This window comes from Undibacterium sp. GrIS 1.8 (genome assembly GCF_040544445.1).
Lineage (GTDB): Bacteria > Pseudomonadota > Gammaproteobacteria > Burkholderiales > Burkholderiaceae_D > Undibacterium.
The window spans coordinates 16,512-30,768 of sequence record NZ_JBEONQ010000048.1; the positions used below are offsets into that span (position 1 = coordinate 16,512).

Sequence of the window (14,257 nt, forward strand, 5' to 3'; positions counted from 1 at the left end):
AACAGACGGCGCGGGCCCTGCGGGTGCACAGTGATGGTCGGAGGCATAGCCTGACGGATGCTCCTGGCCCGGCCAGGTAGTCTCTGAGACGCGAAGGAGAACCTGTGGAACTCAAGAACAAGATCATCCTTGCTGCTGGCGTCCTGCTCATCGTCAGCGCGAGCGCAGCCGGCGTGATCTACGCGTATTGGGACAAAGCAGTGCCGCTGGCCGGCATGGCGATCAATTTCGTGCGGACGTTGAACGCTCCGACTGGCACAACGACTACAGAAGAGGCGGCGGCGTCGACGAGTGCAGAGGTCCAGATGAATGCGTCGACAGCGGCGTCCCTGCCGGCGGTAAGCGCCGATGACTGGCCGAGTTACAACAAAACGCTCACGTCGGAACGCAACTCGCCGCTCAATCAGCTCACCACGGCCAACATTGGCCGGCTAGACGTTCTCTGCACCTATGATACTCGGCAATACACCGCCTTCGAACCCGGCTTGATCGTTGTCAATGGTTCCATGATCGGAACCACTGAACACGACATTTTCTCGCTGGATCCTGCGACCTGCCGCGAGAACTGGCGGACGCACGAGGATTACATTCCGGCCAGCGTCCTGGCGGTCAACCGCGGCGCCGCCTACCTGGACGGCCTGCTGTTTCGCGGCACCGAGGACGGGCGTGTGCTGGCGTACGACTTCAAGACCGGCAAACGGGTCTGGGAAACGACCATCGCGAACCCGAAGCTCGGCGAGTCGACACCTGACGCGCCGATCGCGTGGAACGGACTGGTCTTCATCGGCAATGCCGGCGGAGACAACAAGGGCGTGAAAGGGCGCATGTATGCGCTCGAGGCGAAGACCGGCAAGATTGTCTGGGAGTTCTATCTGGTCCCGAAGACGGAGGGCGACCTGACCCGCGGTCCGCAAGGCGCGACGCCGCTCGAACTGACAACTTGGCGAAACGCCTCGGGCATTCCAATCACCGGTGGAGCTACGTGGACCTCCTACACGCTAGACCCGACCACTGGGGAGTTGTACATCCCTGGCGGTAATCCCGCGCCCGACTTCGCAAGCGGTCCGCGCGAGGGCGGGAATCTGTATTCCGGCTCGGTCGTCGTCCTCGATGCCAAATCCGGAGCCTATAAGAACCATTTCAAGCTCGTACCCAAGGACTGGCACGACTGGGACGTATCCACCGCGCCTGCCTTGATACGTACTCGAGGTGGCAAGAGACTGCTGTCGGTCGCACCCAAAGATGGCCACCTCTATGGCTTTGATCTGGCCACCAATGCTCTGCTGTACCGCACGCCGGTTACTCGCGTCGAGAACGTGGACGCAACTTTTGCGGTCGGGAAGCCCGTCCATTTCTGCCCGGGCACGGTGGGCGGAGCGGAATGGAATGGTCCCGCCTACGACCCGGCGACCAATCTCATCCTGATCGGAGAAGTCGATTGGTGCGCCACGGTGACGCTGCAGAAGGACGAAGAGATTCAGAAGGTGACCCCCGGCCAGCCACGGTCCGCAATGGCGACGCACAATCCTTATGACACCTATGGCAAACCCGACTCGTTCGGGCAGTGGGCGGGATGGGTCTACGCAGTCGACGCTGACACCGGCGTGTGGAAGTGGCGGCTGAAGTCGAATTACCCGATCCTGAGTGGCATGACCCCCACCGCTGGAGGGCTCGTCTTCTTCGGCGACATGGGCGGAAATTTTTATGCGCTGAATGCCGCCACTGGCCAACGGCTATGGGGGCAGAAAATTGGCGGCGCGATCGGCGGGGGAGTCATCACCTACACTGCGAACGGCGACCAGAAGGTCGCGGTCGCAGTAGGCTTCACTTCCATTCTTTGGCCGACTGAAGTTGTGACCGGGAAAATCGTCATTTTGGGGCTCGGGGGCGCTCGTCAGTGAGCACGCATGATCCTCTTGAGGGAGCGCTCAGCGCCGCCGACGACCGCGTCCGTTTGAACCATTGGCTGCCGCCGCAGGCCGGCGTCGTGCCGAAGGTTCGGTTCGGCCGGCATTGGGTCAATGTCCTCTGGGCTTTGCCGCTGATTTTCGTGCTGCTCGTGATCGGCGTGGCCGTATCTCAAGCCTTGCGACAAGTCCCGGTTGTGCAGGAATTCCTGATGCGCTACCCAGGCATTCCGACCTCCGCGCTGCCGGTCACGACCGGGTTCCCAGGCTGGTTGAGATTGCAGCATTTCCTCAACCTGTTTTTCATGGCCTTCATCATCCGTGCCGGAGTGCAGATTCTTGCCGACCATCCGCGGCTCTACTGGAAGCGCGACTGCACGCCCGGGACCGAATGGTTTCGCTTCCAGACCGCAGTGCCGACCGGCCGGATCTGGACGGCGAAGGACGACTCGGTCACCTTGCCTTCCTGGCTCGGTATTCCTGGCATCCGCCACTCGATCGGCTTGGCGCGCTGGTGGCACTTCTCGGTGACGCTACTCTGGATGATCAACGGCATCGTCTACTACGTTCTTCTGTTCGCCACCGGCCAGTGGCTGCGCATCGTCCCGACGACATGGGACGTCTTTCCGAACGCCGTCTCGACGGCGCTGCAATACCTCTCGCTCACGTTTCCTGTCGACGAGAGCTGGACGCGCTACAACGGCATGCAGCAGCTTGCCTACTTCATCACCGTCTTTATTGCCGCGCCTACATCGATCATCACCGGCTTGATGCAAAGCCCGGCGATCTCGAACCGGCTCGGCTGGTTCGGCCGGGTGCTGAACCGGCAAAAGGCCCGCTCGATCCATTTCATCGCGCTCTGGTGGTTCTTGCTCTTCATCCTAGCCCATGTGACGCTCGTCTTCGTTACCGACGCTCGCGTCAACCTCAACATGATGTGGGCGGGGGTGCACGACAACTCCTGGAGTGGCTTTGCGATCTTCGTCCCGGCCATTTTGCTGGTGGCAGTCGCTTGGTGGTGGACCTCGCCGTTCACCTTGCGCCATGCGCGACTGGTGCAAAGAATCGGTGAATTCATGAGCCGGCCGTTCGGTGCGGCGACCCAGTCGTGGGACGCGAAGAGCCAACTCACCGAGCAAGACATCTCGCCTCACTTCTGGCCCAACGGCACGATGCCGAAGTCGGCCGAGTTCGATGCGCTCGTCGCAACCGACTTTGCCGGCTACCGGCTGCGGGTCGGCGGCCTGGTCGAGAACCCGGTCGAGCTATCGCTCGCCGAGCTGAAGGCGATGCCAAAGCAGGAGCAGATCACGACGCACTTCTGCATCCAGGGCTGGTCGGGCGTCGCCAAGTGGGGCGGCGTGCCAGTGCGCGACATCCTCGACCTCGTCAAGCCGACGGCCGAGGCACGCTATGTTGTGCTCTACTCGCTCGCCGACGGTGGCGACGGCGGCCGCTACTACGACACCCACAGCCTGGCCAACATGCGCCACGCGCTGACGATCCTCGCCTACGAGATGAATGGCGCACCTGTCAGCGTGCTGCACGGCGCGCCGCTGCGCCTGCGCTGCGAGAACGAGGTCGGCTTCAAGATGGTCAAGTGGATCGCAGCCATCGAGCTCGTGCACGACTATGCCGATCTGGGAGCGGGCGAGGGCGGCTACAACGAGGATCACGAGTTCTACGGTTACCGGGTGCCGATCTGATGGGTGTTCGAGGAGATGCTCTCCGGACCCGGCAGACGCGATCCTGAACGGTCGAACCCATGTAGCGCGGGCTATCGCTGGCGTACGTCGTGTTCGGCCATCGGCGACCCCATCTACGGCTCGGCGAACGGGTAGGTGATTCGCTCGTCCTGGACGCGGGCAAACGGAGTCAGCTTGTGCGGCTGCAGGCGGTTCGGACTGACGATCTCGCATGTGGCGATTCCGTGCACGAGCAAGGCGTCGGCGATCAGCGAGCGGTGGCCGCGCCAGGGTACCGCTTCGGCGCACATCAGCGCGACGCGGTCATTTCGGGCGAGCTCGATGACACTCGCGAGGTTCGCGGCGAAATCGGTCGTCTGCATGTAGTCGGCATAACCACGAAACGACGGGTTGCGCTAGGAGGCGTTGGGCGAGTCCGGTGTCGTCGGCCGAAAGCCGCCGAGGCCGCTTGCGTGGGCGTACCCGATGTTCGCGGCGGCCAGCGGCGCCGGCAAGGCATCCTTGTTGAACTGTGGGTTGTGGCGCGAGCGCGGCACGGTGCGAACATCGACCAATTGCGTGACGCCGTGGGCGACGAGCAACTCAATGAACGCCCCGATGGGCCGGGTCGAGTGGCCGACGGTCAGCACGCTGCAGCGGTTTTCATCGTCGTCCAACGATCGTTGAGGCGAAGCGACGGCCCGCGACAACGCCGCGGTCGGAGCAGCGCGTCGACGGCGCGGAGGTTCAGTCGGCAACGAGTTGGCGAACGCTACGGCGCAACACAGGCAGTAGTTCATCATCGAACCAGGGATTGGCCATGAACCAGGCGACGTTGCGCGGCGAAGGATGCGGCAGCGGAATGATCCCGGGCGCGTGCGCACGCCAGCCTCGCGTCGTCGCCGTCACCGATACATGACCTTTATCGCGCAGGAAGTGGGTTTGCGCATATTGGCCGACGAGCAAGGTGAGCTCGATGCGCGGCAGCTTGGCAAGCAGGCGGTCCAGCCACAATTCAGCGCATTCGCGCCGTGGCGGCAGATCGCCGCTCGCAGCCCGCCCCGGGTAGCAGTAACCCATCGGCAAGATCGCGATGCGCGTCTTGTTATAGAAAGTCTCGGCATCGATGCCCATCCAATCGCGCAGGCGCTTGCCGCTCCGGTCGTCCCACGGTACGCCGCTGACATGCACCTTTGCGCCGGGCGCTTGTCCGACGACGAGAATTCGCGCCGCCGCACCGGCCTGCACGACCGGGCGCGGCCCGAGCGGAAGACGCGCGTCGCACGTGCGGCACGCGCGCACGGCAGTGAGCAGGCCCTCCAGCGTCCGGCGAAGTCTTGACGATCTCGTTTGAGTGCGATTTCACAAATGACGGTCGTGACTTGATTGGCACCGCGTCCCTCAGGGGGCTCATGTGCGCGCAGGTTAACGCGAATGAGTATAGTCGAACCTTCCGTCCGACCATCTCACGTCGACGGCAAAAACCTCGCGAACGTGTCCGAGTTCGGGGTCGAGTGACACGCTGACAGCCGAGATGATCAAGCATTGCGACCTGATCGCAATCGCAATCGCTTCGGAATCGGAATCGGAATCGGAATCGGAATCGGAACAGGCTCGTTGTGCCGGACATGTCTCGGGTATGTGGTTTGCTGGTGCAGTGCAGCGCGCTAAGGTGCCGTAGTGCCCCTAGCAGGTCAATGATCGCCGTATTCAATTAAGCACAGCACCCGATTGTGTGCGGCAGCGCACAGACGCGCGATCCGCGTCACGCGTAAGATCTTTAAAAGAATGGTGGCGCTGAGCAGTTCCAGCTTCTCTATTTGTCGCTCGCAACCGTCGAGATGAGGTGACTGTGTCCGAAACCGTAACGCCGGTCGGACGAACTCAGGTGAGAGTGAACATTCTCTGGCGATCAAGGAAGGTTATCCCATGCGTACTCCCGCGAGCATCTACAAGCATCCCATCCACGGGATGCTGGTTGTCTTTCCAATCGGACTTTGGATCTTTTCCCTTGCCTGCGATTTGATCCGTCTGGCCGGCGCCTCTTCAGAGATCTGGACCAACGTCGCGTTCATTGCCATGGTCGGCGGCTTGATCGGCGCGCTCTGCGCGGCTGTACCTGGAGCTATCGACCTGCTCTACTACAAGGGGGGCGCTCCGCCGGTCAAGAAAATCGCCTTGACCCACATGGCAATCAATCTCACCGCAGTCGTGCTCTACGCGATAAACATCTGGCTGCGCGCCAGCGGTCCCACCCCAATGGACGCAGGCATGAGCACTCCCGTGCTGCTTTCGATTGTCGGCGTAGCACTTATCGCCGTATCGGGCTGGCTCGGTGGCCAGATGGTGCATGTCTATGGCGTAGGCGTCGAAGGTCACGAATAGCGGACGCCTCGGATCCACCCCCCATTTGCCGTCTTGACCAATAGATGCGCTTGGTGATCGAACGGTGCATGCGGTGGCAATTGGCTGGAAAGTGAAAGTACATCTACCTCGAAGGAGAGATGAATATGGCTACTAAGAATGAAGCGTTCGACACGATCCCCGTTGGCACAAAAGTGTCATGGCACTACCGCAGCGCCATCGGCCATGGCACGGTTACTGGCGTGTCCAAGATGGGCACCAACCCAGACAACACGATGTACAGCGTGCGCGAGACTGACCACCACCCGGGCGAACCCGCCATCGTGCACCACTCAGGCAAGGCGCTCACGCGCGCATGAGTGGCACCTGCGCGTACTCCACTCATCTTTCGCCTCGGGAAAATCATATGACCGATACAAAGAACGAACCTAGCGGACCTGACCTCGTCAAAGGCGTTTCACTTTCGCGAATCGCCGACGGCGCGATGCTCTTGGGCCATGCGCACAATGAACCTGTTTTGCTCGCGCGGCGCGGAGTCGAGCTGTTTGCCATCGGCGCCATTTGCACGCATTACGGCGCCCCGCTCGCCGACGGGCTGCTCGTCGGCGACACGGTTCGGTGCCCTTGGCATCATGCCTGTTTCAGCCTGCGCACCGGCGCGACACTGCGCCCCCCAGCGCTCGACCCGGTCTCTTGCTGGAACGTCGAGCAGAGAGACGGCAGCGTCTATGTCGGCGAGAAGCTCGCCCGTGCAGAACCCCAACGAATTCCGCTGAAGGAAGACAAGCCGCACGCGGTGATCATCCTCGGCGCCGGCGCCGCAGGCAACGAGGCGGCCGAGACGCTGCGTCGCGAAGGCTATGGCGGCCGCATCACCATGCTGAGCGCCGATGCGTCGGTCCCCTGTGATCGGCCCAACCTTTCGAAAGGATTCCTGGCGGGCACGGCGCCCGCAGAGTCGAATTCGCTGCGATCTCGGGCGTTTTACATCGACCACGACATCGACTTGAAACTGAACGCGCCCGTTGCCAGCCTCGACGCGAAGAGCCGACATGTGCAGCTCGCGGACGGCAGCCGCCACGGCTATGACGCGCTGCTGCTCGCCACCGGTGCCGAGCCGATAAAGCTCGACGTACCGGGTGCCACTCTGGGCCATGTCCACTACTTGCGCACGCTCGCCGACAGCCGTGCGCTCGTCGCCAAGGCTTTGACTTCACATCGAGCGGTGGTGATCGGGGCAAGCTTCATCGGCCTCGAAGTGGCGGCATCGCTGCGCGCACGCAATGTCGACGTGCACGTGGTCGCGCCGGACGCTGTTCCCATGGAGAAAATCCTCGGCGCGGATGTCGGGAATTTCATTCGCAAGCTCCACGAGCAACACGGCGTGACGTTTCATCTCGGCACCACAGCCGTTTCGATCGACGCGCAAAGCGTCCGATTGAAGAATGGAGAAACTCTCCAAGCCGATCTTGTCGTCATCGGGATCGGTGTACGACCGCTTGTCGAATTGGCCGAACAGGCGGGGCTCGCCGTCGATCGTGGCGTCACGGTCGACGAATACCTCGAGACGAGCGTCCCCGGCATCTTCGCGGCCGGCGACATTGCTCGCTGGCCGGACCGACTCACGGGGGAGCGTATCCGCGTCGAACACTGGGTGCTGGCCGAACGCCAGGGGCAGACCGCCGCGCGCAACATGCTCGGTCGGCGCGAGCGGTTCGACGCTGTGCCATTTTTCTGGACCGAGCAATACGATTTCGGCCTCGCGTATGTGGGTCATGCCGAGCGCTGGGACCAGGCCGAAATCGACGGGCAACTCGACCTTGGAACGCGAAACTGCAAGGTCACGTATCGCCACGGTGGCAAGAAGCTCGCCGTGGCCATCGTCAATCGCGATCTCGAGGGATTGCGGGAAGAAGTCGAGCTCGAGCGGACGATGACCGCCGAAGAATGACCAGGACACCCATCATGACTGCAAAATTCAAGGTTGGAGATCACGTCACCTGGAACTCGGAGGCCGGCCATGTCAGCGGCAAGATCATCAAGGTTCATACAAGAGACAGCGATTACAAGGGCTATACCCATCACGCGACAGTCGATGATCCGCAGTATGAAATCAAGAGCGACAAGACCGATCACGTCGCGATTCACAAAGGCGGCGCGCTGAAGAAGACGCATGCCTGACAAGAAGCGCATTCTGACGGAGATCAGACCGACGGCGCCGTTGCACCTCGGCCGTTACGCGGGCGCTCTCGAAAACTGGCTCGAGTTGCAGGACACCTACGACTGCTACTTCCTGATCGCTGACTACTAAGTCTCGGACCATGCGGGAGATCTCCCACGCGTGCGTAACGCTGTCTGGGAAATAGCGGTCGACTGGCTGGCGGCTGGGCTCGATCCCTAACCTGCCAGCTTCGTCATCGAAAGCGGCGTGCCTGAGCACGCGGAATTGACAACGTGGCTGGCGTGGTTCCTTCCCGTCGGTATGCTCGAACGCAACCCAACACTGAGGACCGAGATGAAGGCGATCGTGGCTCCCGAAGACGCGACTACGAAAGAGAAATCGGTTCCGGTCGCTTTCTACATTTATCCTGTGATGCAGGTCGCGAACATCCTCCTGTCACGTGCGCATCTCGTGCCGGTCGGCGCAGACCAGTTGCCGCACGTCGAGCTGGCTCGGGAAACGGCGCGCCGCTTCAACCGCGATTTCAAGCCGATCTTCCCGGAGCCCGAAGCGCTCGTCGGCCGGGTGCCGCGTCTCTTGGGCACCGACGGCAACGCGAAGATGAGCAAGTCGCGCGGCAACACGATCGACCTGAGGGACGGCGCCGACGTTGTGGCGAAGAAGGTGCGTGCCATGTACGCCGGCCCGCCGCGCGGTGCCAGGGAGCCGGGCGAAGTCGAGCCGAATCCGGTCTTCGACTATTTCGATGCCTTGGACAACGACGTTGCCGAGGTGAGCGACCTGAAGGAGCGCTATGCACGTCACGGCGTGAGCAACGCCGAGTTGAAGGATCGGCTGACACGCGTGCTAAACGAGTTGCTCGAGCCGATGCGGCGACGGCGAGCGCAGTTCGCAGGCAACATGGCGCGGGTGCGCGAAGCGCTTGAGCACGGCGCAGAGCGCTCGCGCGCGATCGCCAGGCAAACGATGGAGAAGGTCCACGATGCGCTCGACCTCGACTATCTGCGGAAGTACAGATGACGCCGCCCTCCGATCAGAGGTATTCCGACGCTCCGGGCAGCCACTCGGGCCGAGAGCATCCGGGCGCGGGCGTCGGAGTGGACACGCCGGTTCGATCGCCTCGCCCCGTTTTTCTCGACCTGATGAGGATTCAAATGCCGGTCGGTGCGCTGACCTCGATCTGACATCGGATCAGCGGCGTCGTTCTTGCGGCAAACGTTCCGGCAGCCGTCTATCTGCTCGGCCTTTCGCTGCGCGACGAAGCCGGCTTCGCTCAGGTGACGGCGTTGTTCGGGAATTTCGCCTTCAAGGCCGCGGTGGTCATCGCGGTCTGGGCGCCCGCCCACCACGTGTTCGGCGGCGTGCGCCACCTGCTGAGCGATTTCGATATCGGTTCGCCGATGTGGGTGGCGCCTCGCAGTGCCTGGTTCGTGAACCTGGCCGGCGTCGCCGCATCACTTCGCCGTGATCTTCTTGAAGCCGCGGTCCCGCGCCATGAACGCTTCGAGCATGTGCGGGATCAGCGTCGTGGCATCAATCGGCTCGCCGTAGGTCTGAGCATGTTGCGCGGCGTAGCGTTCCAAGTCGGTCTTCAACGCGGTAGTGAGCGCAATGGTGATTTTGACTGTCTCAGACTTGGTCGGCAGCGGCCCCAGCCGCAGCTTGGTGGTGGTCGTACTCATTGCGACGATCCCCTCTGAAAGAACAGCGGCTGGTACGGCCGTAGGATCAGATCCTTGTTCACCATGACCCGCATCGGAAAGCCAGGGCGGATAGTAAGCGTCGGCTGGATGCTCACATTGCGTTTGGTGATCTCCTGACCGACCTGGTTCACAGTGTCCTGCCCGCTCTGGCGCGTGGCAATGATGATTTTGCTATCGCTGCCGGTGCGATCAGGTGCAGCCAGTTCGGCACCCACGCCGAGCAGCGTGGACAACGCCGCACCGGCGAGGATGCGATCCCAATGCCAGTCGACGCCATCTTCCAGTCCGGCATAACCGGCGGGGTCGATGCCGGGCAGGCGGTCGAGCGAAATGGATGAAGTGTCGGGCAGGATCAACCGCGTCCACACAAGTAACACGCGCCGCTGACCGAATGACACCTGGCTGTCGTAGCGGCCGATCAGGCGCGAACCCTGCGGAATCAGCAGGAAGCGACCCGTGGCTGTGTCGTAGACCGCCTCGGTGACGTTGGCGATGACCTGCCCCGGCAGGTCGGAATTGATGCCCGTTACCAGCGCTGCCGGAATGATGGTGCCCGCCATCACTTGGTAGGGAGAGGTTGGCAATTGCAAGCTGGCCGGATTGCGGGTGGCGGTGTCGCCGCCATTGGCGACAAACGCCTGCTTCTGATCCTGGCGGTTTTGCACCGCCGTCGGGTCGGTCGGCTGCGCCGCAGCGACCGCAGGGGCCATTGGATTGAATGGCTGGTTGCCCGATACCGGCTCGGGCATGGCCGAATTCGCAGTAGGCGACGGCGCTGCTTTCACCGCACCGCTGCGAAAGAAAACCCCCGAATGTGCCGCCTCATCGGCATCACCTGGCTGCGCAATGCGTCCAGCCTGCGCGGGCGCTCCCGCATTACGCTGTGCCACTATTGCCGGACCCAAGTCGCCCGGCAAGGGTTCACCCAAAACGGGCACCGGCTTGGCAGCCACCGGCACCTTGGAATAGTCCTTGGGCAACTGGTCGAGGTTCTCGGCATGCGAGACACGGTCTACGTTGTACAGCTCGGCGGCCGCGTTGCGCTCGCGTTTGTGCGATTGCAGCGACCACAGTGTGCCGCCCAACACGACCGCGCCCAGCGTTCCCGCAAGGACGGCCAGCATGCGCCGGTTCAGTCGCGTGACCGGGCGCGGCGAAGCGCGCAGAGCCATGGTGTCCGGGTCGGCCTTGTTCGACCCAGTTGGTGGTGGCGTGGCGGGCGTGCTCATGCTCAATGCCTCCGTGCCATGCTGCTCACGCCATCGGTGCGCTCAATGCGAACAACGGCGGCCTTGTCAGCGCCCAGCCGCAATTCGGCAGCACCGAACAACCGATCCACCACGTAGTACGGCGAGCGGAAGCGGTAGTTCACGAGCTGGCCATCACCCTGCGCTCCGATCACGAACAGCGGCGGCAACTCGCCCTGCGCGATGCCGGCGGGGAACTGGATGTAGACCCGCTCGCCGTCGTCGAAGGCGCGCAGCGGTTTCCATGGCGGCGTGTCGCCCGTGATGGCGTAGCGAAATTTGATCTGCTCCAGCGACAAGCCCGAATCCACCGGCGCTGCCGTCTGAGCTTGCTGCGCTTGCTTTTGCAAGGCCAGCAACCGGTCTTTCGGATAGTCCCACGATGCCGAGGCCATCCACGCCTGCGGCGTCGAAGACAGTTCAAGCAGGTAGGTGCGGCGATTGGTGGTGATGACTAGGTTCGTCTTCAACCCGATGCGCGTTGGTTTCACAAGGATGTTCACACGCAGGCTGGCGCCCGCGCCGCTGGCCGTGTCGCCGACGATCCAGCGCACGGTGTCACCGGCCGAGACCGTCACCAGTTCTTCGCCCTGCTGCAAGGCGATGACGGTGACACGACCCGGACTGGTGTAGACCTGATACAGCGCGCCGTCCGCATAAGGCCAGACCTGGATGGCGTTGATGTAACCCTCGCGGCTCGGTGCCACGCGCGCTTCGGCATTGGCGCGCGCCACGCGCGTTTTCTCATCGGGTGATTCAGTTGCCGATTTGTCCTCGGGTGCGTTCCGCAAGGACTTCAACTGCTCGGGCAGCGGCAGCGGTTTTGGCACCTCGACTATCTCGATGGGTTTGGGCGGTTCGGCCAAAACGTGTGCCGCGACAGATTCATCCAGCGTGATGTCAGGGGGCGGCTGTCCATGCGTGGCGCAGCCGGTGACGGTTGCCAAGGTAGCACTCAGGATTAACGGCAAAGCGACAATGCGGATTTGTGTTTTCATGGTTTCTTCACTCCTTCAGTTGCGTCGAGTTCACGGCTCCAGGACAGGCCGTTGACATAGATTCCCAGCGGGTTTTTGCGCAGGCGTTCTTCGGTGCGTGGCGGCTGCAACACCACGGACAACATGGCGGTCCAGCGCTCGGTGCCCGAGGGCGAACCGTTCGCATAGTTGCGCTCGATCCAGCGCACCTGGAACGAGGATTCGCTGGCGCGAACCACACTGGTGATCTCCACCGCCGTCGAGGTCTGGCCGATGCGCGCGAATGGATCGTTGGTGCGTGCGTAGTCGTTCAGCGTGGCCGCACCCTTGTCCGTCGTGTAGTCGTAGGCTTCGAGCCAGTTTTGGCGGACGACGATCGGATCGATCGACAGCGAGCGCACGTCGGTGACGAAGCGCGCCAGGTGGTAGGCGATCTGCGCGTCGTTCGGCTTGTACGGCGTGGCCGCTTCGCCGACCGCGCGCACCTGGCCACCGGCGGCCACCTCCACCACATACGGCGTGACGATGGATTGCGCCGAGCGCCACACCAGACCGCCCGCCATCAGCAATGCCAGCGACAGACAGCCGAAGGCCATCAGCCGCCAGTTCTTCGCCTGCACGCGGGCGCTGCCGATACGCTGATCCCAGACCTGCGCTGCGGCTTGGTAGGGGGTGACAGGCTCGGGCGTTTCCGAGTAGCGCACCTGGGGTCGTTTGAATAGCATGAATTTATCTCCTCAAGGGTTACGTCAAGTGCTGGATTCATCGCGCAGACTCGGGCTGGCGCCGCTGCCACCGTGGTCGCCCGAGCGCAACGTATGCGCCGCCGTCGAGACCGCACTGCTTGCCTGCTGTTTGCGCCGCATTTGTTTGGCCCAAGCGGGCTCGCCCGCAGGGGGCTTGGCGTCAGTCGATTCGGCTGATTCGGGTGCGCCGGCTGCCGCCGCAGGCGCAGCAGCCTCCGCGACGAAATTCGCTACGCGGTCCTTGACCGCTTTCGCACCGGCTGCGACGCGCTGGCCGACAGCACCGGCACCGCTCTTGGCCACATTGGCGAGGCCCGCGCCGGCAGCACGAACACCGCTACCACCCGATGCCGCAGCACCGGCCTGGTAAGCGGATTTCGCACCGCTTGCCATTGAGCTGGTTGCACGTCCGGCCGATGCAGCGCCGCCGATGGCCGCGCGCGCGGCACCCGGCGCCATGCGCGCACCCGCCGCGACCGCTGCGCCACCTGATGCGATAGCGGCACCACCGGCTACCGCCAAGCCAGCGACACCCAGCGCCGTTCCGGCAGCAGCGCCAGCGCCGAGCTGTGGTGCGCCCGACACCAGACCGGTCGCAATCCCCGGCCCGAAGATTCCCAGTCCCAGCATCGCCAGCGAGGCCAGCATGATGGTCAGCGCCAGGTCGATGGATGGCTCGGTGCCGGGCGGCACCTGAAACTGCGCAAACAGTCCCGTGCCAATGCCCACAATGACCGCCAGCACCAGCACCTTGATGCCCGACGACACCACGTTGCCCAATACGCGCTCGGCCAGAAATGCCGTCTTGTTCCATAGCGCAAACGGCACCAGCACGAAGCCCGCGAGTGTCGTCAGTTTGAATTCGATCAGCGTAACGAAGAGCTGCACCGCCAACACGAAGAAGCTGATGATCACTACCAGCCAGGCGAGGAACAACACCGAGATGACATCGAGGTGCGCGAACACTTCCGGGAAGCCGGTCATGTCGCTGATCTGCGCCATGATGGGCCGTGCCGCATCGACGCCGACTTTGGCTAGTACACCCGGTCGTAGAAACTGCGCTTGCGTCAGCGTGGAACCCGACGCCACCAGCCCGAGACCGGCAAAGGAGCGGAACAGAATGCCCGCCAGATTGTTGAAATTGCCGATGATGAAAGCGAAGGCACCGACGTATAGCGTTTTCTTGATCAGCTTGCCGATGACCTCTTCGCCGCCCATGGCCCAGAACAGTCCGGCCAGTGTCATGTCGATCACCACCAGCGTGGCGGTGAGAAACGCTACCTCACCATGCAGTAACCCGAAACCCGAGTCGATGTAGCGCGAGAAAACATCGAGGAAGTGGTCGATGACCTGTCAAACAGCGTTCAATATTTACCACCTGTCAGCGTCCAAATTTTTCCACTTTATCGGCTTGTTCAGAACGATTTTTGCTGTGCTTAAATCGGT

13 protein-coding genes and 3 pseudogenes are annotated in these 14,257 nt (G+C 62.7%); 9 read left to right on the forward strand and 7 right to left on the reverse strand.

What is annotated here, in order from left to right:
- The first annotated feature begins 104 nt into the window (after nt 1-104).
- Both AAKU64_RS18365 and AAKU64_RS18370 read left to right on the forward strand, forming a co-directional pair.
- Entirely contained in the window at nt 105-1,901 is a 1,797-nt protein-coding gene (locus tag AAKU64_RS18365; protein WP_354362633.1) for an outer membrane protein assembly factor BamB family protein, read from the forward strand.
- The gene (locus AAKU64_RS18370; RefSeq protein ID WP_354362634.1) at nt 1,898-3,613 is read left to right on the forward strand and encodes a molybdopterin-dependent oxidoreductase; all 1,716 of its coding nucleotides are present in this window, start codon (nt 1,898-1,900) and stop codon (nt 3,611-3,613) included. The genes AAKU64_RS18365 and AAKU64_RS18370 overlap by 4 nt, the downstream gene beginning before the upstream one ends.
- A 113-nt stretch (nt 3,614-3,726) precedes the next feature.
- Here AAKU64_RS18370 and AAKU64_RS18375 read toward each other — a convergent pair.
- Nucleotides 3,727-4,395: pseudogene (locus AAKU64_RS18375) on the reverse strand (DUF488 domain-containing protein).
- Nucleotides 4,340-4,915 (reverse strand): uracil-DNA glycosylase family protein, encoded by a 576-nt coding sequence (locus tag AAKU64_RS18380; RefSeq protein WP_354334466.1) that lies wholly within the window; start codon nt 4,913-4,915, stop codon nt 4,340-4,342. The pseudogene AAKU64_RS18375 and the gene AAKU64_RS18380 overlap by 56 nt, the downstream one beginning before the upstream one ends.
- A 211-nt stretch (nt 4,916-5,126) precedes the next feature.
- Here AAKU64_RS18380 and AAKU64_RS18385 point away from each other — a divergent pair, with 211 nt between their 5' ends.
- From AAKU64_RS18385 to sdhC, 7 genes and pseudogenes are all read left to right on the forward strand, one after another.
- Nucleotides 5,127-5,273 carry a hypothetical protein gene (locus AAKU64_RS18385; RefSeq protein WP_354362635.1) on the forward strand — a complete coding sequence of 49 codons (147 nt, stop codon included), beginning with the start codon at nt 5,127-5,129 and terminating at the stop codon, nt 5,271-5,273.
- A gap of 248 nt (nt 5,274-5,521) precedes the next feature.
- Nucleotides 5,522-5,977, forward strand: coding sequence for a DUF2231 domain-containing protein (locus AAKU64_RS18390; RefSeq protein ID WP_326941187.1), 456 nt, complete (start codon nt 5,522-5,524; stop codon nt 5,975-5,977).
- Nucleotides 5,978-6,102: 125 nt separating this feature from the next.
- Entirely contained in the window at nt 6,103-6,315 is a 213-nt protein-coding gene (locus tag AAKU64_RS18395) for a hypothetical protein (RefSeq protein WP_326941186.1), read from the forward strand.
- Between the two features lie 47 nt (nt 6,316-6,362).
- Nucleotides 6,363-7,907 carry an FAD-dependent oxidoreductase gene (locus AAKU64_RS18400; protein WP_354362636.1) on the forward strand — a complete coding sequence of 515 codons (1,545 nt, stop codon included), beginning with the start codon at nt 6,363-6,365 and terminating at the stop codon, nt 7,905-7,907.
- 14 nt (nt 7,908-7,921) lie between these two features.
- On the forward strand, nt 7,922-8,137 hold the full coding sequence (locus tag AAKU64_RS18405) for a hypervirulence associated TUDOR domain-containing protein (RefSeq protein WP_326941184.1): 216 nt from the start codon (nt 7,922-7,924) through the stop codon (nt 8,135-8,137).
- Nucleotides 8,130-9,158, forward strand: a pseudogene (trpS, locus tag AAKU64_RS18410) (tryptophan--tRNA ligase). Before AAKU64_RS18405 ends, trpS begins: the two are co-directional and overlap by 8 nt.
- A gap of 170 nt (nt 9,159-9,328) precedes the next feature.
- A pseudogene (sdhC, locus tag AAKU64_RS18415) lies at nt 9,329-9,583 on the forward strand (succinate dehydrogenase, cytochrome b556 subunit); the annotation flags it as partial.
- Between the two features lie 9 nt (nt 9,584-9,592).
- On the opposite strand, the gene AAKU64_RS18420 reads toward sdhC, so the two are convergent.
- From AAKU64_RS18420 to trbL, 5 genes are read right to left on the reverse strand one after another with little or no spacing between them, the layout of a single operon-like run.
- Nucleotides 9,593-9,820 (reverse strand): DUF2274 domain-containing protein, encoded by a 228-nt coding sequence (locus AAKU64_RS18420; RefSeq protein WP_326941183.1) that lies wholly within the window; start codon nt 9,818-9,820, stop codon nt 9,593-9,595.
- On the reverse strand, nt 9,817-11,070 hold the full coding sequence (locus AAKU64_RS18425) for a TraB/TrbI/VirB10 family type IV secretion system protein (protein WP_354362637.1): 1,254 nt from the start codon (nt 11,068-11,070) through the stop codon (nt 9,817-9,819). The genes AAKU64_RS18420 and AAKU64_RS18425 overlap by 4 nt, the downstream gene beginning before the upstream one ends.
- A gap of 2 nt (nt 11,071-11,072) precedes the next feature.
- On the reverse strand, nt 11,073-12,086 hold the full coding sequence (gene trbG / locus AAKU64_RS18430) for a P-type conjugative transfer protein TrbG (protein ID WP_354362638.1): 1,014 nt from the start codon (nt 12,084-12,086) through the stop codon (nt 11,073-11,075).
- Entirely contained in the window at nt 12,083-12,790 is a 708-nt protein-coding gene (gene trbF, locus AAKU64_RS18435) for a conjugal transfer protein TrbF (protein WP_322119664.1), read from the reverse strand. The genes trbG and trbF overlap by 4 nt, the downstream gene beginning before the upstream one ends.
- Before the next feature lie 24 nt (nt 12,791-12,814).
- Nucleotides 12,815-14,158, reverse strand: coding sequence for a P-type conjugative transfer protein TrbL (gene trbL, locus AAKU64_RS18440; protein WP_354362641.1), 1,344 nt, complete (start codon nt 14,156-14,158; stop codon nt 12,815-12,817).
- Nucleotides 14,159-14,257 lie beyond the last annotated feature (99 nt).

Coding starts and splice junctions, on each gene's coding strand:
- AAKU64_RS18400 (WP_354362636.1), top strand. CDS start 6,363: ATGACCGATACAAAGAACGAACCTAGCGGACCTGACCTCGTCAAAGGC.
- AAKU64_RS18405 (WP_326941184.1), top strand. CDS start 7,922: ATGACTGCAAAATTCAAGGTTGGAGATCACGTCACCTGGAACTCGGAG.
- trbF (WP_322119664.1), bottom strand. CDS start 12,790: ATGCTATTCAAACGACCCCAGGTGCGCTACTCGGAAACGCCCGAGCCT.
- AAKU64_RS18390 (WP_326941187.1), top strand. CDS start 5,522: ATGCGTACTCCCGCGAGCATCTACAAGCATCCCATCCACGGGATGCTG.
- AAKU64_RS18385 (WP_354362635.1), top strand. CDS start 5,127: ATGATCAAGCATTGCGACCTGATCGCAATCGCAATCGCTTCGGAATCG.
- trbG (WP_354362638.1), bottom strand. CDS start 12,086: ATGAAAACACAAATCCGCATTGTCGCTTTGCCGTTAATCCTGAGTGCT.
- AAKU64_RS18425 (WP_354362637.1), bottom strand. CDS start 11,070: ATGAGCACGCCCGCCACGCCACCACCAACTGGGTCGAACAAGGCCGAC.
- AAKU64_RS18395 (WP_326941186.1), top strand. CDS start 6,103: ATGGCTACTAAGAATGAAGCGTTCGACACGATCCCCGTTGGCACAAAA.
- AAKU64_RS18420 (WP_326941183.1), bottom strand. CDS start 9,820: ATGAGTACGACCACCACCAAGCTGCGGCTGGGGCCGCTGCCGACCAAG.